We start from the raw sequence: 21,542 nt of genomic DNA, 5'->3' as shown, positions 1-21,542 counted from the left end.
AATGTCCGGATCCGTCCGGATCTTGAAATGCCGAAAGCCCCGGATCCTGAGCGGGACCCGGGGCCTCGGCCTCGCGCTGTTACGCCGCTTGGGCGACCGGAGCCGTCGCCGGGGCCAGCGCGATGTCCAGCACGTCACGGACGTTCGCGACCGTGTGGACGTCCAGCTGGGCCAGCACCTCGGCCGGCACGTCGTCGAGGTCCGGCTCGTTGCGCTGCGGGATGATCACCGTCTTCATCCCCGCCCGGTGCGCGGCGAGCAGCTTCTGCTTGACCCCGCCGATCGGCAGCACGCGCCCGGTCAGCGACACCTCACCGGTCATCGCGACGTCCGATTTCACGACCCGGCCCGAAAGCAGGGAGGCCAGCGCGGTCGTCATCGTGATGCCGGCGCTCGGCCCGTCCTTGGGCACCGCGCCCGCCGGGACGTGCACATGGATGCCGCGGTCCTTCAGGTCGCCGACCGGCAGTTCCAGCTCGGCGCCGTGGGAACGCAGGTAGGACAGCGCGATCTGCACCGACTCCTTCATCACGTCACCCAGCTGACCGGTCAGTGACAGCCCGGTCGAGCCGGACTCGGGATCCGCCAGCGACGCCTCGATGTAGAGGACGTCACCACCGGCGCCGGTCACGGCCAGACCGGTCGCGACGCCGGGGGTCGACGTGCGCTGCGTCGACGCGGGCAGTGAGGACTCCGGCAGGTGCCGCGGGCGGCCGAGGTAGGTCTCGAGCCCGTCGGCGTCGATGGTCAGCGGCAGCTCGACCTCGTCCAGCGCGACCTTGGTCGCCACCTTGCGCAGCACCTTCGCGATGGTCCGGTTCGCGTTGCGCACCCCGGCTTCCCGCGTGTACTCGGCGGCGATGCGGCTGAACGCGTCGTCGGTCAGCGTGACGTCGTCCTTGACGAGGCCCGCGCGGTTCAGCTCGCGGGGGAGCAGGTGGTCGCGGGCGATGGTGACCTTCTCGTGCTCGGTGTAGCCGTCGAGGGTGACCAGCTCCATCCGGTCCAGCAGCGGACCGGGGATGGTTTCGAGCGCGTTCGCCGTCGCGAGGAACACGACGTCGGACAGGTCCAGCTCGACCTCGAGGTAGTGGTCGCGGAACGTGTGGTTCTGTTCCGGGTCCAGCACCTCCAGCAGTGCCGCCGTCGGATCGCCGCGGTAGTCGGCGCCGACCTTGTCGATCTCGTCGAGCAGCACGACCGGGTTCATCGAGCCCGCTTCCTTGATGGCGCGGACGATCCGGCCGGGCAGCGCGCCGACGTAGGTGCGGCGGTGACCGCGGATCTCGGCCTCGTCACGGATGCCGCCGAGCGCGACGCGGACGAACTCGCGGCCCATCGCCTTCGCCACGGACTCGCCGAGCGACGTCTTGCCGACTCCGGGAGGGCCGGCGAGCGCGAGCACCGTGCCAGCCCCTCGCCCACCACCACCCTCAACGGAGCTTCGCCCTGCCTCGATCCCGCGGCGTCCGCCGACCGGGCCGAGACCCGACTCCGCGCGGCGCTTGCGGACGGCCAAGTACTCGATGATGCGTTCCTTCACGTCGTCGAGACCGGCGTGATCGGCGTCGAGGATCTTGCGCGCGGCGGCGATGTCGTGGACGTCGGTGGTGCGGTTGTTCCACGGCAGCTCGAGGACGGTGTCCAGCCACGTGCGGATCCAGCCGCCCTCGGGGGACTGGTCGGACGTCCGCTCCAGTTTGTCCACTTCGGACAGTGCGGCCTTCTTGACGGCGTCCGGCAGTTCGGCGCCCTCGACGCGGGCGCGGTAGTCGTCGTCGTTGGCGGTGCCGTCGAGTTCGCCCAGCTCCTTGCGGATCGCTTCGAGCTGGCGGCGCAGCAGGAACTCCTTCTGCTGCTTCTCCATGCCCTCCTGGACGTCCTTGCGGATGGTGTCGGTGACCTCGAGCTCGGCCAGCTGCTCGCGGCTCCACTCGAGGGCCTTTTCGAGCCGTGCCGAAACATCGAGCGTGGAAAGCAGCTCGAGCTTCTGCTCGGTCGTCAGGTAGGACGAGTTGCCCGCGAGGTCGGCGAGCGCGGACGGGTCCTCGACCTCCTGGACCGCGTCGATCATCTGCCAGCCGCCACGCTGCTGGAGGATCGCGAGGACGACGCTCTTGTACTCGGTCGCGAGCTTCGCGGAATTGTCGTCGGTGGTCTCGGTGGCGACCTCGACGTGAACCCAGCGGGCGGCACCGGGGCCGTCGGCGATCCGGCCGACGACGGCGCGGCGGGTACCACGCAGCAGCACCGCGGTCTTGCCACCGGGCACGCGGCCGATGCGCTCGACGGTCGCGATGGTGCCGAGCTCGGCGTACTCGCCGTGGACACGGGGAACGATCAGCACCTCGGCCTTGCTGGCCGCGCCGGACCGGATCCCCGGGAAGGAAGTCTGGGCAGGGGTGTTGGCCTGGGCGGACTCCACCGCGGCGCGCGTCTCCGTGTCGGCGAGGTCGAGCGGGACGATCATGCCCGGCAGCACGACGTCGTCATCGAGCGGGAGGACGGGCAGGAGGCGGTTGTCGGTCATCTGTGCACTCCTCGGTTAGTTGAGTCTGCCTAGCTCAACTCTCCGATCGACCCGTTTGTTTCCTTCTCGCGTTCGCCGTCAGCGATACCCACCCCTCCGACCTCCGTGCCCCAACGCGGCACGGTTAGCCCGCGAAAGGCGACGCGTCGCCCCTGGAGGTCGGACCTTTGAAGCGATCAAGCGTCACTAAGGCCCCCTTAGAGACGTAGAACGTCGCCACGGGGCCCTCAGGCCATCCGCTCCCCGGTCCTCCGACGTCTACGACCCAACGCGTGACACTTAGCCCGCTAAAGGCGACGCGTCGCGGTCAGAGGTCGGAGGTCAGGGGTGGGTGGCGACACCGCACCAGGCGAATGGCCGGGCGCCTTCCTCGTCTCGCCGCAGTTCTCGCACCGGCCGCCAGTCGGGCAGGTTGACGACGCCGGGTTCCAGCAGCGGCCAGTCCCCGAAGAGGGGCTCGATCTCTTCGCGGTCCCGCATCCACACGGGGTTGCTCGTCTTCCGGTACTGCTCGACCATCCAGCGGAGTCCGTCGGCGTCCTCGCCGGTCTGGCCCCCGAAGCTCATGTGCGACAGTCCCAGCCAGCTGCCCGGCGCCAGCGCGTTCCGGTAGGTCGCGACCAGCGCTGGCGGATCGTCGTGCGGCCCGGCGAAGTGCAGCACGGCCATCATCATCAGGCACACCGGCTGCGAGAAGTCGATCAGCCGCAGCGTCTCCGGATGCCGCAGGACGTCCTTGGGCCGCCGCATGTCCGCATGGACGATCCCGGCCCAGTCGGTCGCCTTATGCCGTTCGAGGATCAGTTCCGCGTGCGCCACCGCCACTGGCTCGTAGTCGACGTACACGACCTTCGCCGTATCGCCCGGCTCCAGTTCCTCTTCGACGATCTCGTGCACGTTCCCGGCGGTCGGGACACCGGAGCCCAGATCGACGAACTGCCGGATCCCGGCGTTCAGCGCCGCGCGCACGACGCGGTTCATGAACTCGCGGTTGTGCCGCGCGCCCGGTTTGACCCACCGCCACTGCCGTTCCAACGCGCGGGCGAACTCACGGTCGACGGCCCAGTTGTGAGTCCCGCCGAGGAACCAGTCGTAGATCCTCGCCGCGGACGGCTTTTCGGTGTCGACCCCGGTCGGCGCCACCGGGGCCGCGTCATCGTCCCTGGTCACAGAAACCCCCTGATCCTCGACGATCAGCCTAGCGGGGTCAGGGCACCGCCGGCCGCCGCTGCCAGTACGTCCAGAGCGGCCGGTAGCCCTGCGCGTACCAGAACGGCGTCGAGCGCGGATTGGCCAGCGCGTGGTGCAGCAGCACGGCTTCGGTCCCGCATTCGTCGAAGACCTGGTGCGCGTGCGCGGCGAGCGCCGACCCCACCCCGCTCGACCGCGCCGGTTCGGCCACCGCCAGCGACGACAGGTAGCCGACCCGGTCGGCCGCGACCCGGTCGCCGATCCACGACGTCTCGTCGGGGAACTGCACCCGCACCATGCCCAGCGCGCGCCCGTACAGCTCGGCGATCCACAAGGTCGGATTTTCGCGGCCCAATTGTTTCGACAGGTCCGCGGTGATCGCTTCCTCCGCGCCCTCGCGCAACGTGACAGAACCGAACTGCGCGTCATAACGCTGCAATTCCAGCTCGAGCCCGACGGCGGTTTCGAGATCATCCGCTTCGGCGGGCCGGATGTGCACTCCGGGAGTGGCGGGCGCTCCCGTCACGGCCAGCCGATCGGCTGGACGGACCGCGATCACCAGCACCGGGGCGAATCCGCGGCGCAGCAATTCGGCCGAGCCGGGCGAATCGCGGCTGGGCCGAACCACGGTCGCCGCCGTTTCGACATCCCCAGGTGGGGCGACCGCCTTCAGATGTTCATCCCATTGGGTGAGTAATGCGTCAAGGGCCGCCTCCGGGCGGGGGCCGGTGAGCCGGGCTTCGAGGCGATGCTCGACGAGGGCCCGCCACGGAGAGTCAACAGAATCGAGGCCCGCCTCGGTCCGTACCGACATTCCGGCAGCGGCCGAGTCGCCCTCTGTCGCGGAGAGTGACACGGAGCCTTCGACAGGCTCCAGTGCAGGCATTTCGGGGAGCAGGGCGTCCACGGTGGCGAGCCGCTCGGCATGCCCGGCGGCGATGGCGTGGCTATTCATAGGACTATTCAAGCCCCTGCCGACGGGTCCGCCGGGAACTTCACGAGATTGGCCAGGCCGTGGCGCCAGGTGACTTCCGGTAGTCGGAAGGAACGCGAATAACGCTCCCATTTCACCCCGTGGTCCACGCAGGTCAGCGCGACGCGCCCATTGTTAACCCTGGGGTGATCTCATACTGTCTCGAATGGGACTCGGGTACGCCCTCCGGGGTACTGTATTGCCCTCGTCTCCGAGGTTGCGGTAGGACAAGACCGGTTGGGCAGCCGGGAAGGAAGGTCGGATGCCGGACACGAACGGCAAGCCCGGAAGCGCCGCACAGGCGGCACCGGGCAAGGGAGGGGCCGTTACGGAGGCTCGTACCGACGAGCGGCGATTCCGCGTCTACACCTTCACCGTCCTCACCATGGGCATCGCCGCCGCGGCCGCGGTCAGCCTGTGGCTGGACTTCGAAGCCTCGGACGACTTGTTGTGGATCGGGCCGATCCTCGCGCTCGCCTTCCTGCTGGCCGAACAGCTCGGGATCAACGTCGACGTCCGCAGCGGTATTTCGTGGACGATCTCGTTCACCGAGATTCCTCTGGTCATCGGATTCTTCGTCGCACCCTTCGAAGTCGTCCTCGCCGCGCATCTCGCGGCGGGCATCGGCACCCTGCTGGCACGCAAGGTCGCCGGCCGCGTCCTCTACAACGCGGGCGCGTTCCTGTTGGAGATCACCGGCGCGTTCGCCGTGGCAGGACTGGTGAAACAGGCCTCCGGCGCCCACGACATGACCTGGATCGCCGCGCTGGCAGGCACTTTGACCGCGCCGCTGGTCAGCACGCTGCTCGCGCTCGCCGCCGTTCGCGTGCTGCGCCGCCGCATGCGGGTCAGCACCGCGATCCGGCTGACCGGCCGCATCCTCGTCGTCGGATTCGTCAACGCCTCGGTCGGTCTTTCCGGTTATTTGGTCATATCCGGTACTCCGAAGGCCTGGCCGCTCGTACTGGCCGTCTTCCTCGGGCTCACCGCGTTGTACTGGGCGTACTCCGATCTGCTCCGCGAACAGCGCGACATGGAAGCGCTGTCCGACGTCAGCCTGATGGTCGCGCGCTCCGGTCAGCAGGCCGCCGCGCGTCCCGCCGGGCGAGCCGACGAACTCGTCGGCGGCGTGGACGTCCGCGAGTGGGCGACCATCGCCGAACGCATCAAGGACCAGCTCGCCGCCGGCCGCGTCGTGCTCAGGCTGCGGCTGGAACCCAAGGACACCATGCGGATGGTCGTCGCGGGTGACGAACTGCCGCCCGTGGACCCGGCCGCCGACGACCCGTTGCTGCGCCTGCCCGGCGCGCACGTCCGGCATTTCCGGATCACCGAAGCCAATCCCGATGTCCGCTCCGCGTTGCTCGACCGCGGTGCGCAGGAGGCGCTGGTCGTCCCGCTGCGCAGTGCGAACCAGCTCCTCGGCGTCGTCGAAGCGCACGACAGGCTGTCCCGCTGGCGCGGTTTCGGCAAGTACGACGTCCAGCTGCTCGGCACGATGGCCAGCCACCTCGCGACGTCACTGGACAACCGGCGCCTCCTCGCGACCCTGCGCCACGACGCCTACCACGATCCGCTGACCGGCCTGCTCAACCGGCCGGGCTTCCGCCAGGTCGCCAAGGAACCGTTGCGGGAACAGGTCGACGCGGTCGTACTGCGGGTCGACCTCGACGTCTTCTCCACCGTCAGCGACGCGCTCGGTTACGTGTGGGCCGACAGGATGGTCATCGCCGCCGGTCGCCGGATCCGCGACGCGCTCGGCCCCGACGTCCCGCTCGCGAGGCTCGAAGGCGCGTCTTTCGCGGCACTCCTCGTCGGCTGTGCGCCGGAACGCGCTCAAGCCGCCGCGGAACTGCTCCGCGCGGAACTCGTCGCCCCGTATCCGGTGGACCGGCTTTCCGTCGAAGCCAACGCGATGATCGGCTACGCCACGTCCTCCGCCGAAGACGACGACCAGGTCGACGTCGACGGGCTCCTGCAGCGCGCCGACGTAGCCGTCCGCGCGACCAAGGGCGGGGAAGAGGTCCGCGGCTACATGGCCAGCATGGGCCAGATCTTCATGCGCCGGTTCCAGATGGTCACGCAGTTCCGGCAGTCGCTCGAAGAAGGCCAGCTGAGCGTTCACTACCAGCCGAAGATCACCTTGCCGAACCGGCAGATCCAGGGTGTCGAGGCCTTGGTGCGCTGGGTGCACCCGGAGTTCGGCAGGCTCGGCCCGGACGAGTTCGTCCCGGCGATCGAAGCGGCGGGCCTCATCGGCGTCCTGACGTCCTTCGTGCTCGAAGAGTCGCTGAAGCGCGTGCGGAAGTGGCTCGACGAAGGCCTGCGCATCTCCGCCGCGGTGAACCTGTCGGTGCGAAACCTGGCCGACGAGGACTTCCCGACGAAGGTCGCCCGTGAACTCGACCGCTTCGGCATCCCGCCGGAGTTGCTCACCTTCGAGCTGACCGAATCCGGCGTGATGTCCGACCCGCAAAAGGCACTGCCGATCCTGCGGGAACTGCACTCGCTGGGCATCGTGCTCGCCGTCGACGACTTCGGCACCGGCTACTCGTCGCTGGCCTATCTGCGGCAGCTCCCGGTCGACCAGGTCAAGATCGACAAGAGCTTCGTCCTCGGCATGGGCACCGACCTCGGCGACCTCGCCGTCGTGCGCTCCATCGTCGAACTCGGCCATTCGCTCGGCCTCACGGTCGTCGCCGAGGGCGTCGAGGAAGACGTCGCGCGGGATCAGCTCGAGGCGATGGGATGTGACGTGGCACAGGGTTATCTCATCTCGCGGCCGCTACCGGAGGACCGCTTGGAGGCGTGGCTGCAGGCTCGCACGGCGCGCTCGCCGGGTCGACACTCCGAGACCGTTCTAACCCTGCTGACCTGAGGTTTTGCGGTAAAGTGACCCCTCCTTCACGGGGTCACGGAGGTGTTGCTAATCTTTCCAAGTCCTCGCGAGAGGGCAAGGCCCCTTTAGCTCAGTCGGTAGAGCGTTTCCATGGTAAGGAAAAGGTCTACGGTTCGATTCCGTAAAGGGGCTCGCAACCTCAACCGCGTCACGCAAGCGTGTCGCGGTTAGGGTTATGTAAGGGCGGTGTAGCTCAGCTGGCAGAGCAAGCGGCTCATAATCGCTGTGTCGCCGGTTCAAGTCCGGCCACCGCTACGCGGTAATCCTGGGTATCCCAGGCCTAGTAGAGAAGGAAATGCTGTGGCTGCCACTGACGTGCGACCGAAGATCACGCTCGCGTGTGAGGAGTGCAAGCACCGCAACTACATCACCAAGAAGAACCGGCGCAACAACCCGGATCGCCTGGAGATGAAGAAGTTCTGCCCGAACTGCGGTACGCACCGGACTCACAAAGAGACCCGCTGAGCGTCTGGCGGTTCTACAAGTCTCACCCGAAGCCGTCCTGGTCACCAGGGCGGCTTCGGGCATTTTCGGGTTCGGTAGCCTGATCGGGTGGCCTTGGACCAGTCGTTCACCGGGCGGGTGTACCCGCCGACCAGTACCTATGAAGTGAGTCGCGAGAAGATCCGGGAGTTCGCCGACGCGCTCGGCGACGCGAACCCGCTCTACCTCGACGCCGAAGCGGCGAAGGCGGCCGGTCACCCCGACGTCATCGCACCGCCGACGTTCCTCACGATCATCAACCTCGCCTCGATCAACGCGATCGTCACCGATCCCGAGCTGGGGCTCGACTATTCGCGGATGGTGCACGGCGACCAGCGGTTCACCTACGCGCGGCCGGTGCACGCGGGCGACGTCCTGTCGCTCACCACGCACATCGACAACATCATGACCCGCGCCGGGAACGACTTCATCAACCTGCGCGCCGAGATCTCCGGCGCCGACGGCGGCCCGATCGCCACTACGCACGCCCAGCTCGTGGTCCGAGGGGAGGGCGCGTGAGCACGTTCACCGCCGGAGAAGAACTGACGCCGCTGACCATCGACGTCACCAGGGACCAGCTGGTGCGCTACGCCGGCGCTGCGCTGGACTTCAACCCCATCCACTGGAACGAGGCCTTCGCCAAGGAGGTCGGCCTGCCGGACGTCATCGCGCACGGCATGCTGACCATGGCGCTCGGCGCGCGGCTCGTCACCGACTGGCTAGGCGATCCCGGCCGCCTCGTCGACTACTTCGCGCGCTTCACGCGCCCCGTGGTCGTGCCGAACGACGGCACGGCGACGATCGAGTTCACCGGGAAGGTCGCCGTGGTCAACGACGACGGCACGGCGCGGATCGACATCACCGCCAAGTTCGACGGCAAGGCCGTCCTGGGGAAGGCCCAAGCGGTCGTCCGCGCCTGACCTCACGGCAGCTTGAGCAGCTTCCCGATGACCTCAGCCATGCCCTCCTCACCCCGGGCGTTCGGGTGCAGCGGCGCGGCGGGCACCGCGGGCGCCGGGCCCTCGACCCATCGCCGGTTCGCGGCAGTGCACATGTCCCGACCCTTGCTCGCGGTCGACATGTCGGCGAAGCCCGCTTCGTGTTCCTTCGCCGTCTCCTGCAGCGTGGTGTTCAGCCGCTCCAGCGACTCGCGGAAGTAGGCGACGTCCCCCGCGCCGACCGGCAGGACCGGCCAGCAACCACTGTCGTCGTCCGGAAGCACCGTTGGGTACCCGACGACCACGATGCGTGCTTCGGGGGCCTTCGAGCGAATCTGGTCCAGGACCCCGCCGAGCCGGTCCGCCGCGGCGGTGATCCGCTCCGCGAGTTGGTCGCGGCCGCCCGCGGTCAGCCGGGTCTTGCAGGGCGAAGCGGTCTGGTGCTGCGTCGCGCATTGGCCCGCGAAGCCGACGAAGCCCACGTCGTTGCCGCCGATACCGACGGTCACCAACGTCGTGTCGCCGTCGATGGCGTCGAGCTGCGGAGCGTTCGTGCCGTCACGGGTCTTCTGCTCGCCGGTGAGGTGCTCGGTCGTGGCGCCACCGCAGCTGACATCGACGAACTCGGCCGGACGCAGGCTCGCGGCGAGCAGGCTCGGATAGTTGTTGTCCGAGCGGTCGCAGCCCGTCGGCGCTCCCACAGGTCGTCCCGTGCCCGGCGAAGCCGTGTACGAGTCACCCAGTGCTACATAGCGGCCCGCGCCATCCGATGTGGTGACCCCCGCCGGTGTCACCGACATCCCGCGCTCCCACAGGTGGTAGGCGATCCCCAGGACGGACAGCACGATCACCAGGAACAGACAGCCGCCGCCAGTTCTCCGCTGCGTCACCCATTCGTTGTACGCGACCTGGGTCACGTTTGTCATCGGTCCGACCGTCGGTGAATTGTTCAGCTCGACGGCGGCGAAGCCTGACCCCTTTCCGCGGACCTCAGTCGTTCGGGACGAGACCGCGCAGCTCAGCGGCGAGATCGAGGGCGTGCGTGACGTCCCGAGCGAGGTAGTGCGGGTCGACGAAGGCCTCGGTGACCCCGGTTTCGGCGGCCGCCTCCAGCTGCGCCGCGACGTCCTTGAGGTCGGTGCCCGGCTTCGGATTGATCCGCAGCACCCGCCGCAGCGCGCCAGGGTCACGGCCGGCCTTCTCGGCCGCGCTCACCACGGTCTCCCAGAGCTTCGCGAGGTAGGGCGCGGGCGGCCCGGCGGGCAACCAGCCGTCCGCGCGCCGCCCGACGCGGTCCAGCGCCGCCGCCGACAGCCCGCCAAGCAAGACCGGCGGATGCGGGTTCTGCGACGGCCGCAGTCCCACCTTCGACGCCGGGATCTGCCAGCGCTCGCCCTTGTGCTCGACGGGGTCGCCGGTCCAGAACTCCCGAAGGACGTCGAGAAGCTCCTCCAGTTGCTTGCCGCGGGCCTTCCACGGCGTGCCTGTCGCGGTGTACTCGTCGCGAAGCCAGCCGGTGCCCAGCCCGACGTCCAGCCGGCCACCGCTCACCTGATCCAGTGAAGTGAGCATCCGGGCGAGCACCACGGCCGGATACACCGTCCCGGTCAGCGTGCTGGTACCGAGCCGGACCTTCGTCGTGACGCTCGCGGCCACCGTCAGCAGGATCAGCGGATCGGCGAAGGTGACGAATTCGGGCGGATAGGGCCGTTCCGGGGTGCCGCCGGGATAGAAGTCCGACGGCGTAACCGGGGCCAGAACCCGATCTCCGACCCACAAGGACGCGTATCCGAGTTCCTCCGCGGCCGTGGCGAAACCGGCGACGGCGTCCATTGTCGCGAGGGTTCCGTACTGCGGAAGGGCGATTCCCAGACGCATCACGGTCACCGTGCTTCCGCGAGCAGTCGGCCCATCCTGGTGATCCCCTCGGTGAGATCGTCTTCGGCCAGCGCGTAGGAGATCCGGAAGTACCCGGGTGTCCCGAACGCCTCGCCGGGTACCACGGCGACTTCGGCCTCGCGCAGGATCAGCTCGGCCAGCGCCACCGTGTCGGCCGGTCGCTCACCGCGAATCTCTTTACCTAGCAAAGCTTTCATCGACGGGTAGACGTAGAAGGCGCCGAGTGGCACCGGAGTTTCGACACCGGCGATCTCGGAAAGGAGCGAAAGTGCGGTCTTGCGGCGAGAGTCGAACGCTTCGCGCATCGCGAAAACGGCGTCGAGCGGACCGCTCACCGCCGCCAGCGCGGCCCGCTGCGCGACGTTCGAAACGTTGCCGCACAAATGCGACTGATACGCCGTCGCCGCCTTGACCACGTCCTGCGGGGCGAGCAACCAGCCCACCCGCCAGCCGGTCATCGAGTACGTCTTCGCGACCCCGTTGAGGACGACCGTCCGGTCGGCGAGTTCCGGGACCACGACGGGCATCGAAGGCGCTTCGGCGCCGTCGTAGACCAGGTGCTCGTAGATCTCGTCGGCGATGACCCAGAGGCCGTTCTCGTAGGCCCAGCGCCCGATCGCCTCGACCTGTTCACGCGGGTACACCGCGCCTGTCGGGTTCGACGGCGAGACGAACAGCAACACCTTCGTGCGCGGCGTCCTGGCGGCTTCGAGCTGCTCGACGGTGACCAGATAACCCGTCGTCTCGTCCGCCGTGACCCGCACCGGGACACCGCCGGCGAGGGCGATCGACTCCGGGTAGGTCGTCCAGTACGGCGCGGGCAGCAGCACCTCGTCGCCGGGATCGAGCAGGGTGGCGAACGCGGAATAGACCGCTTGCTTGCCGCCGTTGGTCACCAGGACGCGGCCAGGGTCCGCTTCGAACCCGGAGTCGCGGGCCGTCTTCGCGGCGATCGCCTCACGCAGCTCCGGCAGCCCGCCCGCGGCCGTGTAACCGTGGTTCACCCTGTCCCGGACGGCCGCTTCGGCGGCTTCGAGCACGTTGGCCGGGGTGGGGAAGTCCGGCTGCCCCGCGCCGAACCCGATCACCGGACGGCCCTGCGCCTTGAGCTCCCGGGCCTTCGCGTCGACGGCCAGCGTGGCCGACGGCGTGATGCCGCCGATGCGGGCGGAGACGCGTGGAGCCGGCGAAGCCGAGGGTGGGGGAGCGCTCATGGCGACATCGTGGCACGATCATGGGGTCGGCCGTGGGGGAGTTTCCTCACGGAAGGCTGCTCCGCGCCGCTTTGAGGGGCGCGGTTGCGAAGCTGTTCGGGGGTTGCCGTAGACTTCTGGTCTCGGAACGCACTACGGTCATCCCCGCCACGGCGGTGGGGACGATGGAATGCGTCCTCGGGAGCCCCAGAGCATCGGGGTTCCGAAGGGGTGTAGCTCAATTGGCAGAGCAGCGGTCTCCAAAACCGCAGGTTGCAGGTTCAAGTCCTGTCACCCCTGCGTAAACGAACTGGTGAAGGCGGAGGAGTGGTCGTGAGCGACAGCGACGCCAGCGGTGAAAAGGCGCAGGACGGCGCCGGGCGGAAGCCCGACGAACAGTCCCGCCCGGTGACCGCCGCTGCCCGGCGTGAGCGCCGTGCGTCCGCGCGCCCGTCCGGTAAGTCCGACGCCAAGTCGGATGACAAGACCCGCCCCGCCGGCAAGGCGAAGGCCGGGGACAAGACCGAGAAATCCAAGGACGCCAAGAGCACGGCGACCCCGAAGCGCGACCGCAAGCCGAAGCAGGCGTCGATCTTCGCCCGGCTGATGCGCTTCATCCGCGAGGTCTGGGCCGAGCTGCGCAAGGTCATCTGGCCGAACCGCAAGCAGATGGTCACCTACACCGCGGTGGTGCTGGTCTTCGTGGTGTTCATGGTGGCGCTGGTGAGCGGCCTCGACCTGGCCTTCAAAGAGGTCGTCGGTGCCGTCTTCGGCAGCTGAGGCAGCCGGTCGCGGTGCTTGAGCGCACCGCACGGTGGCCTGCGCCACGGCAACCGATCAACTGAGAGGACGGAACGTGACCTCCGACAACGGCACAGCAGCCGGTCATGAGCTGACCGAGCTTTCCGACGAGCAGGTGCACGCGGCACTCGGCGACGAGCAGTCCGAGCACCTGGACTCCGTCGAGGTGCCCGCCGCAGGCGACGAGGTCGACGAAGCCGGAGATGTCGCGGAGGCCGAAGAGGCTTCCGTCGAGACCGAAGACGACGACACCGCCGCCGAGCCCGAGCCCGACGAGAACGTCGACCCGGTCGAGAAGCTGCGCGCGGAACTCAACGCCGCTCCCGGCGAGTGGTACGTCGTGCACTCGTACGCGGGTTACGAGAACAAGGTGAAGACCAACCTCGAGACCCGTACCCAGACGTTGGACGTCGAGGACTACATCTTCCAGATCGAGGTCCCGACCGAAGAGGTCACCGAGATCAAGAACGGCCAGCGCAAGCAGGTGCAGCGCAAGGTGCTGCCCGGCTACATCCTGGTCCGGATGGACCTGAACGACGCCTCGTGGAGCGCGGTGCGCAACACCCCGGGCGTCACCGGGTTCGTCGGTGCCACGTCGCGTCCCTCGCCGCTGACGGTCGAAGAGGTACTGAAGTTCCTCGCGCCCAAGGTCGAGGCCGCCACTCCCGCCAAGTCCGGCAAGGGTGAGGCCGCCGCGTCGGAGTCGCAGCTGGGCGGCCCCGCGGTCGAGGTCGACTTCGAGATCGGCGAGTCGGTCACCGTCATGGACGGCCCGTTCGCGACGCTGCCCGCGACGATCTCCGAGGTCAACGTGGACGGGCAGAAGCTGAAGGTCCTGGTGTCGATCTTCGGCCGGGAGACCCCGGTCGAGCTGTCGTTCAACCAGGTCTCCAAGATCTGACGGCCGCCAGACGGCCGGCAGTCCCCGCGTACTGGCAGGTGTGCGGGGGACTCAAGTCAGTAAGAAGGAACCAACGAAATGCCACCCAAGAAGAAGAAGCTTGCGGCGATCATCAAGCTGCAGATCAAGGCGGGTGCGGCCAACCCCGCGCCGCCGGTCGGCCCCGCGCTGGGTCAGCACGGCGTCAACATCATGGAGTTCTGCAAGGCCTACAACGCCGCGACCGAGTCGCAGCGCGGGGACGTCGTCCCGGTCGAGATCTCCGTGTACGAAGACCGCTCGTTCGACTTCAAGCTCAAGACGCCGCCGGCCGCGAAGCTGCTGCTGAAGGCCGCGGGCGTGGAGAAGGGCTCCGGCGAGCCGCACAAGACCAAGGTCGCCAAGGTCACCTGGGACCAGGTCCGCGACATCGCGAAGACCAAGGAATCCGACCTGAACGCGCACGACGTCGACCAGGCCGCGAAGATCATCGCCGGCACCGCCCGTTCCATGGGCATCACGGTCGTCGACTGACGCTGTTTTCAGCACCACGTGGGAGAGCCAGTGCTGGCTCACGCACCACACTGATCCGTTTGAAGAGTTAAGGACAGAAGCATGACCAAGCACAGCAAGGCCTACCGTCAGGCCCTCGAGCTGGTGGACCGCGAGCGGCTGTACGCCCCGCTCGAGGCCGCGAAGCTGGCCAAGGAGACCTCCAAGACGAAGATGGACGCCACCGTCGAGGTCGCCATGCGCCTCGGTGTCGACCCTCGTAAGGCCGACCAGATGGTCCGCGGCACCGTGAACCTGCCGCACGGCACCGGTAAGACCGCTCGCGTCATCGTTTTCGCCGTCGGTGACAAGGCCGCCGAGGCCGAGGCCGCCGGCGCGGACGTGGTCGGTACCGACGAACTGATCGAGCGCATCCAGGGTGGCTGGCTCGACTTCGACGCCGCGATCGCGACGCCGGACCAGATGGCCAAGGTCGGACGTATCGCCCGTATCCTCGGCCCGCGTGGCCTGATGCCGAACCCGAAGACCGGCACCGTGACCCCCGCGGTCGCGAAGGCCGTGACGGACATCAAGGGCGGTAAGATCAACTTCCGCGTCGACAAGCAGGCCAACCTGCACTTCGTGATCGGCAAGGCGTCGTTCGACACCGAGAAGCTGGTGGAGAACTACGCGGCCGCGCTGGACGAGGTCCTCCGCGCCAAGCCGTCGTCGGCCAAGGGTCGCTACCTGAAGAAGGTCACGATCTCCACGACGATGGGCCCGGGTGTCCCGGTCGACCCGGCCCGGACTCGCAACCTCCTCTCCGAGGACGCGTAAGGCTGAGTTAGACATCACTGAGAAGGGGCGGTCCCGCTACGGCGGGGCCGCCCCTTTTTCGTGTTTGCTGGAGGGCATGCCTACTTTCGCGTCGTTCGACGGGCTCCAGCTGAGTTACACCGTGTGGGAGGGCGAAGGACGCCCGGTGCTCCTTCAGCACGGCTTCGCCGCTGACACGAACGCCAACTGGATCGCGTCCGGCGTCGTCGCCACGCTTCAGCAGGCGGGGCTGACTGTGCTCAGCCTCGACGCGCGTGGGCACGGGCGGTCGGCGAAACCGCACGACGAGGTGAGCTACGGCGACGACGCGATGGTCCGCGACGTGTCCGCGCTGCTCGACACGCTGGGCCTCGACGAGGTGTCGATGGTGGGCTACTCGATGGGCGCGATGATCGCGCTCGGCGCGGTGGCCGCCGATCCGCGGATCCGATGCCTCGCGATCGGTGGGGTCGGCTCGGGGATCGTCGACTTCGGGGGTGTGGACACGCGGGTGGTCACGCCGGAGGCGATCAGCGAGGCTCTGCTGGCGGAGGATCCCTCGACGCTTCCGCGCGCTTCGGCGCCTTTCCGGGTCCTGGCCGACGCTCTGCGTGCGGACCGCGTCGCGCTCGCCGCCGCCGCGCGCGGGACCGCGAACCCGAAACTGGACCTGACGGCCATCGCCGTCCCGACCCTGGTCCTCGCCGGCGACAACGACCCGCTGGCCGCCGAACCCGAACGCCTGGCCGCCGCCATCGCCGGTGCCCGGCTCGTCCGCGTCCCCGGCGATCACCTGACCGCCGTCACGCACCCCGCCTTCGGCTCCGCGCTGACCGGCTTCCTGACCTCGCACGACCTCTGACCGGCGTCGACTTTAGCCCCCTAATCGCGATCCGGCGGGCACTTGCGTTTCGCCCCCTAATCGCGATCTGGGGTGGACCAGGCCCAGGTCAGTTGCCGGTGGGCGGAGGCGGGCAGGGCTCGGGAGAGTTCGTGTGCCCGGTGATCAGCCACTGGCCCATCTCGACTTCCTGCAGGGTGAAGCTGCCCAGCGGGGGGCCTCCGCTGATGCTGTACCAGCACGAGTGGATCGTCAGGTTCTGCCGTGGGACCACACTCGACTTCGGCTTCACCGCGTAGATATACGTCGTGCTGTCGGTGACTTTGGCGTTCAAGGCCAGGACAGCGGTGCCGCAGTCCGGGTAGCCGAGATTCCGGGCGAACTCGGTCTGCGCCTGCTCGCTCATCGACAGGCAGGCCTTCTGGACCCGGAGGGCAGGCTCGTACCGCTTCCCGATGGTGTCGTAGATGGCCCGCACGGCTTCCCAGGGGTTGGTCGAAAGCACCTGGTTGGTGTGGTGTTTGCCGCCTCCGCCCTGAACGAACGTCGCCGTGTCCTGCCCGGCGTCGCTGGGGAAGATCTGCCGGTAGGCGATGGTGGCCCCGACGCAGATCAGCACGATCACGATCACCCAGGCCAGGAGCTTCCCACCCAGACGCCGCAGCCAGCGCGGCACGCGCGGCTGTGGGGCCCTGACGAGTTCGCCGGGAGGAGGTCCCGGAGGTGACGGCGGCTGTCCGTGATGCTGGGTCACGGGCTGCGTGGGCTGGGTCGGCACGAGGCCCTGCTGCTGGGCCTCGGTGAACTTCAAATAGTCCTGGAACTGCTGAAACTGCTGGAACTGGCGCAGTTGCTCGTCGTTCAGCTGGGGCGCGGGCTGACCTCCCGCCTTGGGCTCGATGTCCGTGCCGGGCTCACTGCCCGGCTTTCCGTCATCACGCTGCTCCGCCACGTCACCATGATGCCCCGCCGGACCCCCGACGCACTCCGCCGGTCGCGTTTAGCGGGCTAAACGCGACCTGGGAGGGCCCCGTGCGGAGGCCGGGAGAGGGTCGCGTACTCTTGTCAAGGTTCTACCGAAGACCGCTGGTCTTCTCCTGGTCATCTGGCCTGGAGAACGAAGGCCCCGCTAGGGCGGGCGACCCGCGCAGGAGGAACGAGGCTCGCTCGCGACGCATTCTGTCGCCTGCCCTGACGCCCCGCGCCTGTCTGCGCTGGGGCGTTTCGTCGTTTCAGGGCTCTCAAGGCCAGTGGACCACTAGCCAAGAGAGGAGGCGACCATGGCGAAGCCCGACAAGGAGGCGGCCGTCGCCGAGATCGCGGAGAGCTTCCGCAGCAGCTCGGCCACAGTCGTTACCCAGTACACCGGCCTCTCCGTGTCCCAGCTGTCCCAGCTGCGCCGCGCTCTCGGCACCAGTGCCAAGTACCGGGTCGCGAAGAACACCCTCGTCAAGCGTGCCGCCACGGACGCGGGCATCGAGGGCCTCGAAGACCTGTTCGTCGGCCCGACCGCCATCGCCTTCGTCGAAGGTGAAGCTGTTGACGCCGCGAAGGCGCTTCGCGACTTCGCGAAGGACAACAACGCGCTTGTGATCAAGGGCGGCTTCATGGACGGCAAGACGCTGTCCGTGGACGAGATCAACAAGATCGCCGATCTCGACAGCCGTGAGGTCCTGCTCGCCAAGGCGGCGGGCGCGTTCAAGGCGAAGCTTTCCCAGGCCGCCGCGCTGTTCCAGGCGCCGGCGTCCCAGGTCGCTCGCCTGGCTGCCGCGCTGGAGGACAAGCAGCGCAACGCCGGTACCGAAGCAGCCGAAGCACCCGCCGAGAGCTGAACACCCCCCACCCCGAACTTTTAGTTCGTTTCAGAGAGGAAAGCCACCATGGCGAAGCTGAGCACCACCGAGCTGATCGACGCCTTCAAGGAGCTCACCCTTCTTGAGCTGTCCGAGTTCGTGAAGGAATTCGAGACCACCTTCGACGTCACCGCGGCCGCCCCGGCTGCCGTTGTCGCCGCCGCCCCGGGTGCCGCTGCCGCCCCGGCCGCCGAGGAGCAGGACGAGTTCGACGTCGTCCTCGAGTCCGCTGGTGAGAAGAAGATCCAGGTCATCAAGGTCGTCCGTGAGGTCGTCTCGGGTCTGGGTCTGAAGGAGGCCAAGGAGCTGGTCGAGGCCGCTCCCAAGGCCCTCCTGGAGAAGGTCGACAAGGAGGCCGCCGAGGCCGCCAAGGAGAAGCTCGAGGCCGCGGGCGCCAAGATCGCCATCAAGTGATCTCTGGCGCGTCAGCGCCTACCGCAGCACCGTCGAAGGGGCGGGCATCCACCACGGATGCCCGCCCCTTCGCTGTTTCCGTCCTCCTGCCCGGTCGACTTTCGCGGGCTAAGTGCGACGCGTAGCCACGCTAAGCACCTGGGTCCCGGAGCGCGTTCAGCCCCCTAATCGCGATCCGCGCGGCAAGAGCGGGAGGCGAGCTGGAGGGGTCCGGTAGGAGGCCCGCTGACCTGCGTTTAGCCCCCTAATCGCGACGCGGCAAGGCGCCGACCTGGGCAAGGGGCGTTGTGGGTCTGCGCGTGGGGGTGACGTGCACTACGGTGCTGCAAGCGGTGCACGGGTCGGTAGCGGACCGAGCGAAAAGTTACCCGCGGGTCTGGCCAGAAAAGAAAACTGGTGAGTAACCTGTTCGCACTCAGCTCGTTACACCTGGTTGACGCGGGTATCGCTGCGCGGACGCGTGCGTTCTCTCGAGCCAGTGGCACGAGACGGCAGTGCGCGACGACGCGGAACAGCTCCTGGAGGTGCGATGGGTGCCGAGGTGGTCATCGAAGGTCTTTCGAAGTCCTTCGGTAAGCAGGCCATCTGGCGGGACGTCACGCTGACCCTGCCTCCGGGCGAGGTGTCGGCGATGCTCGGTCCGTCCGGAACCGGTAAGTCCGTCTTCTTGAAGTCGATGATCGGTCTGCTCAAGCCGGACCGTGGCCGTTGCATGATCAACGGCGTCGACATCGTGACGTGCTCCGAACACCAGCTCTACGAGGTGCGCAAGCTCTTCGGCGTCCTTTTCCAGGACGGCGCGCTGTTCGGTTCGATGAACCTCTACGACAACGTGGCGTTCCCCCTGCGCGAGCACACGAAGAAGTCGGAGACCGAGGTCCGCCGGATCGTCCTCGAGAAGCTCGAGATGACCGGTCTCAACGGCGCCGACAAGAAGCTGCCCGGTGAGATCTCCGGCGGTATGCGCAAGCGCGCCGGGCTCGCCCGCGCCCTGGTGCTGGACCCGCAGATCATCCTGGTCGACGAGCCGGACTCCGGCCTCGACCCGGTCCGCACCACCTACATCTCCCAGCTCTTCCTCGACGTCAACGCGCAGATCGACGCGACGTTCCTGATCGTCACGCACAACATCAACCTCGCCCGCACCGTCCCGGACAACCTGGGCATGCTCTTCCGCAAGGAACTGGTCATGTTCGGCCCGCGCGAGGTGCTGCTGACCAGCGAGGAGCCGGTCGTCAAGCAGTTCCTGAACGGCAAGATGGACGGCCCCATCGGCATGAGCGAGGAGAAGGACTCGGCCCAGCTCGCCGCCGAGCGCGCGATGTTCGAGGCCGGTCACCACTCGGGCGGTGTCGAGGACGTCAGCGGGGTGCCGCCGCAGATGCAGCCGACGCCGGGTGTGCCTACGCGGATGGGCGCGGTCCGCCGCAAGGACCGCGTCATGCAGATCCTGTCCGGTCTCCCGCACGAGGCGCAGCAGAGCATCATCGAGTCGCTCTCCCCGGAGGAGCAGCAGCACTACGGTGTCCGCCCGCAGCGGCTCGCCGCCGCGGGGCATCGTTCGCAGCAGAGCGACGGCTCGATGCCGAACCACCATCAGGGTCAGCTGCCCGACGACCAGGTCGCCCACATCCCGCATCCGGGGAGATCGGGCAACCACCGCATGCGGCCACATGATCCGGGGTCAGGTGGCTCGTGAGCTCACCCGCTTCATCGGCGAAGATTCCCGGGATCGGCATGTTGCGCGAGACCGGGAACCTGTTCGCTCTCGGCCTCGACATCGTTCGTGGCATCTTCCAGCGCCCCTTCCAGCTGCGGGAGTTCATCCAGCAGGCCTGGTTCATCGCCAGCGTCACGATCCTGCCGACGGCGCTCGTCGCGATCCCGTTCGGCGCGGTCATCTCGCTGCAGTTCGGTTCGCTCGCCCGCCAGCTCGGCGCCCAGTCGTACACGGGCGCCGGGTCGGTGCTCGCCACCGTGCAGCAGGCCAGTCCGCTGGTCACCGCGCTGCTGGTCGCGGGCGCCGGCGGTAGCGCGGTCTGCGCGGACATCGGCGCGCGGACGATCCGCGAAGAGATCGACGCCATGGAGGTGCTCGGCGTCTCCGCGGTGCAGCGGCTGATCGTGCCGCGTGTGCTCGCGATGATGCTGGTGGCGCTCCTGCTGAACGGCATGGTCAGCGTCATCGGCGTGCTCGGTGGTTACTTCTTCAACGTCGTCCTCCAGGGCGGGACGCCGGGCGCGTACCTGGCGAGCTTCTCCGCGCTGGCCCAGCTGCCGGACCTCTGGGTCGGCGAGCTGAAGGCGCTGATCTTCGGCTTCATCGCCGCGGTCGTCGCCTCCTACCGGGGACTGAATCCGTCCGGCGGCCCGAAGGGCGTCGGCGACGCGGTGAACCAGGCGGTCGTCATCACGTTCCTCATGCTGTTCGTGGTGAACTTCGTGATCACGCTGATCTACCTGCAAATCGTGCCAGGAAAGCTGGACTGACGCATGACCTTTCTCGCACGTGCCAAGGGAGTGGCCAACCGTCCTTTGCAGACACTGGACAACCTCGGCGACCAGATGTCGTTCTACGGCCGCGCGTTGCTGTGGACGCCGCGGACGTTGCGCCGCTACACCAAAGAGGTGCTGCGGCTGCTGGCCGAGGTGAGCTTCGGTTCCGGTTCGCTCGCCGTCATCGGCGGCACGGTCGGCGTCATGGTCGGCCTGACCCTGTTCACCGGTGTGCTCGTCGGCCTTCAGGGTTACTCGGCGCTGAACTCGATCGGCACCTCGGCCTTCACCGGCTTCCTGACCGCGTTCTTCAACACCCGTGAGATCGCGCCGCTGGTCGCGGGTCTCGCGCTGTCGGCGACGGTCGGTGCCGGGTTCACCGCCCAGCTCGGCGCGATGCGGATCTCGGAGGAGATCGACGCGCTCGAGGTCATGGGCGTGCCGAGCCTGCCGTACCTGGTGACCACGCGGATCATCGCCGGTTTCGTCGCGGTCATCCCGCTGTACGTGATCGGCCTGCTGAGTTCGTATCTGGCGTCCCGGCTGGTCGTTATCTATATCTACAACCAGTCAGCGGGTACCTACGACCAATATTTCGACCTGTTCCTACCACCACAGGATGTGCTCTATTCGTTCATCAAGGTGCTGTTGTTCAGCGTCTTGATCATCCTGTCCCATTGTTATTTCGGATACCGGGCCTCCGGTGGCCCCGCCGGTGTCGGCGTTGCGGTCGGTAAGGCGGTCCGGCTGAGCATCGTCACGGTGTCCATCATGAACTTCTTCATCGGTTTCGCGATCTGGGGAACCGACGTCACGGTGAGGATCGCAGGATGATGCAGGGTT

At 67.9% G+C, this 21,542-nt stretch carries 21 protein-coding genes and 3 tRNA genes; 17 read left to right on the top strand and 7 right to left on the bottom strand.

Translation table 11 applies throughout. From position 1 onward, the window contains the following. Positions 1-79: 79 nt before the first annotated feature. From lon to ACM6LU_RS02830, 3 genes are all read right to left on the bottom strand, one after another. Positions 80-2,530 (bottom strand): endopeptidase La, encoded by a 2,451-nt coding sequence (lon, locus tag ACM6LU_RS02840; protein WP_414935974.1) that lies wholly within the window; start codon positions 2,528-2,530, stop codon positions 80-82. A gap of 321 nt (positions 2,531-2,851) precedes the next feature. After that, positions 2,852-3,700, bottom strand: a complete 849-nt coding sequence (locus ACM6LU_RS02835; RefSeq protein WP_414935973.1) for an SAM-dependent methyltransferase — start codon at positions 3,698-3,700, stop codon at positions 2,852-2,854. A gap of 37 nt (positions 3,701-3,737) precedes the next feature. Further along, the gene (locus ACM6LU_RS02830) at positions 3,738-4,676 is read right to left on the bottom strand and encodes a GNAT family N-acetyltransferase (RefSeq protein WP_414935972.1); all 939 of its coding nucleotides are present in this window, start codon (positions 4,674-4,676) and stop codon (positions 3,738-3,740) included. Between the two features lie 280 nt (positions 4,677-4,956). On the opposite strand from ACM6LU_RS02830, the gene ACM6LU_RS02825 reads away from it, so the two are divergent. From ACM6LU_RS02825 to ACM6LU_RS02800, 6 genes are all read left to right on the top strand, one after another. Continuing rightward, positions 4,957-7,572, top strand: coding sequence for a putative bifunctional diguanylate cyclase/phosphodiesterase (locus ACM6LU_RS02825; protein ID WP_414935971.1), 2,616 nt, complete (start codon positions 4,957-4,959; stop codon positions 7,570-7,572). Between the two features lie 80 nt (positions 7,573-7,652). Continuing rightward, a tRNA-Thr gene (locus tag ACM6LU_RS02820) sits at positions 7,653-7,725 on the top strand. A gap of 50 nt (positions 7,726-7,775) precedes the next feature. Beyond that, positions 7,776-7,848 (top strand) — tRNA-Met (locus ACM6LU_RS02815). A 45-nt stretch (positions 7,849-7,893) separates the two neighbouring features. Further along, positions 7,894-8,058 (top strand): 50S ribosomal protein L33, encoded by a 165-nt coding sequence (gene rpmG / locus ACM6LU_RS02810; protein WP_005152047.1) that lies wholly within the window; start codon positions 7,894-7,896, stop codon positions 8,056-8,058. A gap of 87 nt (positions 8,059-8,145) precedes the next feature. Continuing rightward, positions 8,146-8,595: a MaoC family dehydratase N-terminal domain-containing protein gene (locus tag ACM6LU_RS02805; protein ID WP_414935970.1), complete on the top strand. Its 450-nt coding sequence runs from the start codon at positions 8,146-8,148 to the stop codon at positions 8,593-8,595. After that, a complete protein-coding gene (locus tag ACM6LU_RS02800) occupies positions 8,592-8,996 on the top strand; it encodes a MaoC family dehydratase (protein WP_414935969.1) in 405 nt (134 codons plus the stop codon). The genes ACM6LU_RS02805 and ACM6LU_RS02800 overlap by 4 nt, the downstream gene beginning before the upstream one ends. 2 nt (positions 8,997-8,998) lie before the next feature. Here the strand turns inward: ACM6LU_RS02800 and ACM6LU_RS02795 are convergent, their stop codons facing one another. The 3 genes from ACM6LU_RS02795 to ACM6LU_RS02785 all read right to left on the bottom strand — a co-directional run bounded on the left by ACM6LU_RS02795 (position 8,999) and on the right by ACM6LU_RS02785 (position 12,127). Continuing rightward, positions 8,999-9,931 carry an SGNH/GDSL hydrolase family protein gene (locus ACM6LU_RS02795; protein WP_414937066.1) on the bottom strand — a complete coding sequence of 311 codons (933 nt, stop codon included), beginning with the start codon at positions 9,929-9,931 and terminating at the stop codon, positions 8,999-9,001. 73 nt (positions 9,932-10,004) lie between these two features. After that, positions 10,005-10,901: a TIGR03619 family F420-dependent LLM class oxidoreductase gene (locus ACM6LU_RS02790; protein WP_414935968.1), complete on the bottom strand. Its 897-nt coding sequence runs from the start codon at positions 10,899-10,901 to the stop codon at positions 10,005-10,007. After that, positions 10,898-12,127 carry a pyridoxal phosphate-dependent aminotransferase gene (locus ACM6LU_RS02785; RefSeq protein WP_414935967.1) on the bottom strand — a complete coding sequence of 410 codons (1,230 nt, stop codon included), beginning with the start codon at positions 12,125-12,127 and terminating at the stop codon, positions 10,898-10,900. The genes ACM6LU_RS02790 and ACM6LU_RS02785 overlap by 4 nt, the downstream gene beginning before the upstream one ends. 206 nt (positions 12,128-12,333) lie before the next feature. Between ACM6LU_RS02785 and ACM6LU_RS02780 the strand changes: the two genes are divergently transcribed. From ACM6LU_RS02780 to ACM6LU_RS02755, 6 genes are all read left to right on the top strand, one after another. Continuing rightward, positions 12,334-12,406 (top strand) — tRNA-Trp (locus ACM6LU_RS02780). A gap of 27 nt (positions 12,407-12,433) precedes the next feature. Further along, positions 12,434-12,886, top strand: a complete 453-nt coding sequence (gene secE / locus ACM6LU_RS02775) for a preprotein translocase subunit SecE (RefSeq protein ID WP_414935966.1) — start codon at positions 12,434-12,436, stop codon at positions 12,884-12,886. Between the two features lie 76 nt (positions 12,887-12,962). Continuing rightward, the gene (gene nusG, locus ACM6LU_RS02770) at positions 12,963-13,808 is read left to right on the top strand and encodes a transcription termination/antitermination protein NusG (RefSeq protein ID WP_414935965.1); all 846 of its coding nucleotides are present in this window, start codon (positions 12,963-12,965) and stop codon (positions 13,806-13,808) included. Between the two features lie 78 nt (positions 13,809-13,886). Further along, entirely contained in the window at positions 13,887-14,321 is a 435-nt protein-coding gene (rplK, locus tag ACM6LU_RS02765) for a 50S ribosomal protein L11 (RefSeq protein WP_076164368.1), read from the top strand. Positions 14,322-14,402: 81 nt separating this feature from the next. Beyond that, positions 14,403-15,116 carry a 50S ribosomal protein L1 gene (gene rplA / locus ACM6LU_RS02760; protein ID WP_414935964.1) on the top strand — a complete coding sequence of 238 codons (714 nt, stop codon included), beginning with the start codon at positions 14,403-14,405 and terminating at the stop codon, positions 15,114-15,116. A 76-nt stretch (positions 15,117-15,192) separates the two neighbouring features. Further along, positions 15,193-15,957 (top strand): alpha/beta fold hydrolase, encoded by a 765-nt coding sequence (locus ACM6LU_RS02755; protein WP_414935963.1) that lies wholly within the window; start codon positions 15,193-15,195, stop codon positions 15,955-15,957. Between the two features lie 88 nt (positions 15,958-16,045). Here the strand turns inward: ACM6LU_RS02755 and ACM6LU_RS02750 are convergent, their stop codons facing one another. After that, positions 16,046-16,888 carry a hypothetical protein gene (locus ACM6LU_RS02750; RefSeq protein ID WP_414935962.1) on the bottom strand — a complete coding sequence of 281 codons (843 nt, stop codon included), beginning with the start codon at positions 16,886-16,888 and terminating at the stop codon, positions 16,046-16,048. 328 nt (positions 16,889-17,216) lie between these two features. On the opposite strand from ACM6LU_RS02750, the gene rplJ reads away from it, so the two are divergent. The 5 genes from rplJ to ACM6LU_RS02725 all read left to right on the top strand — a co-directional run bounded on the left by rplJ (position 17,217) and on the right by ACM6LU_RS02725 (position 21,533). Further along, a complete protein-coding gene (gene rplJ / locus ACM6LU_RS02745) occupies positions 17,217-17,768 on the top strand; it encodes a 50S ribosomal protein L10 (protein WP_101612139.1) in 552 nt (183 codons plus the stop codon). 48 nt (positions 17,769-17,816) lie between these two features. Beyond that, entirely contained in the window at positions 17,817-18,203 is a 387-nt protein-coding gene (rplL, locus tag ACM6LU_RS02740) for a 50S ribosomal protein L7/L12 (RefSeq protein ID WP_409489819.1), read from the top strand. Between the two features lie 529 nt (positions 18,204-18,732). Continuing rightward, positions 18,733-19,902: an ABC transporter ATP-binding protein gene (locus ACM6LU_RS02735; protein ID WP_414935961.1), complete on the top strand. Its 1,170-nt coding sequence runs from the start codon at positions 18,733-18,735 to the stop codon at positions 19,900-19,902. Between the two features lie 38 nt (positions 19,903-19,940). Next, the gene (locus tag ACM6LU_RS02730) at positions 19,941-20,693 is read left to right on the top strand and encodes an MlaE family ABC transporter permease (RefSeq protein ID WP_101612142.1); all 753 of its coding nucleotides are present in this window, start codon (positions 19,941-19,943) and stop codon (positions 20,691-20,693) included. A gap of 3 nt (positions 20,694-20,696) precedes the next feature. Beyond that, positions 20,697-21,533: an MlaE family ABC transporter permease gene (locus ACM6LU_RS02725; RefSeq protein WP_414935960.1), complete on the top strand. Its 837-nt coding sequence runs from the start codon at positions 20,697-20,699 to the stop codon at positions 21,531-21,533. Positions 21,534-21,542: the final 9 nt, after the last annotated feature.

The organism is Amycolatopsis sp. cmx-11-51 (assembly GCF_047608665.1).
Classification (GTDB): Bacteria; Actinomycetota; Actinomycetes; order Mycobacteriales; family Pseudonocardiaceae; genus Amycolatopsis.
The sequence above is the reverse complement of the archived record's forward strand: the minus strand, read 5'-3'. Positions and strand labels throughout refer to the sequence as shown.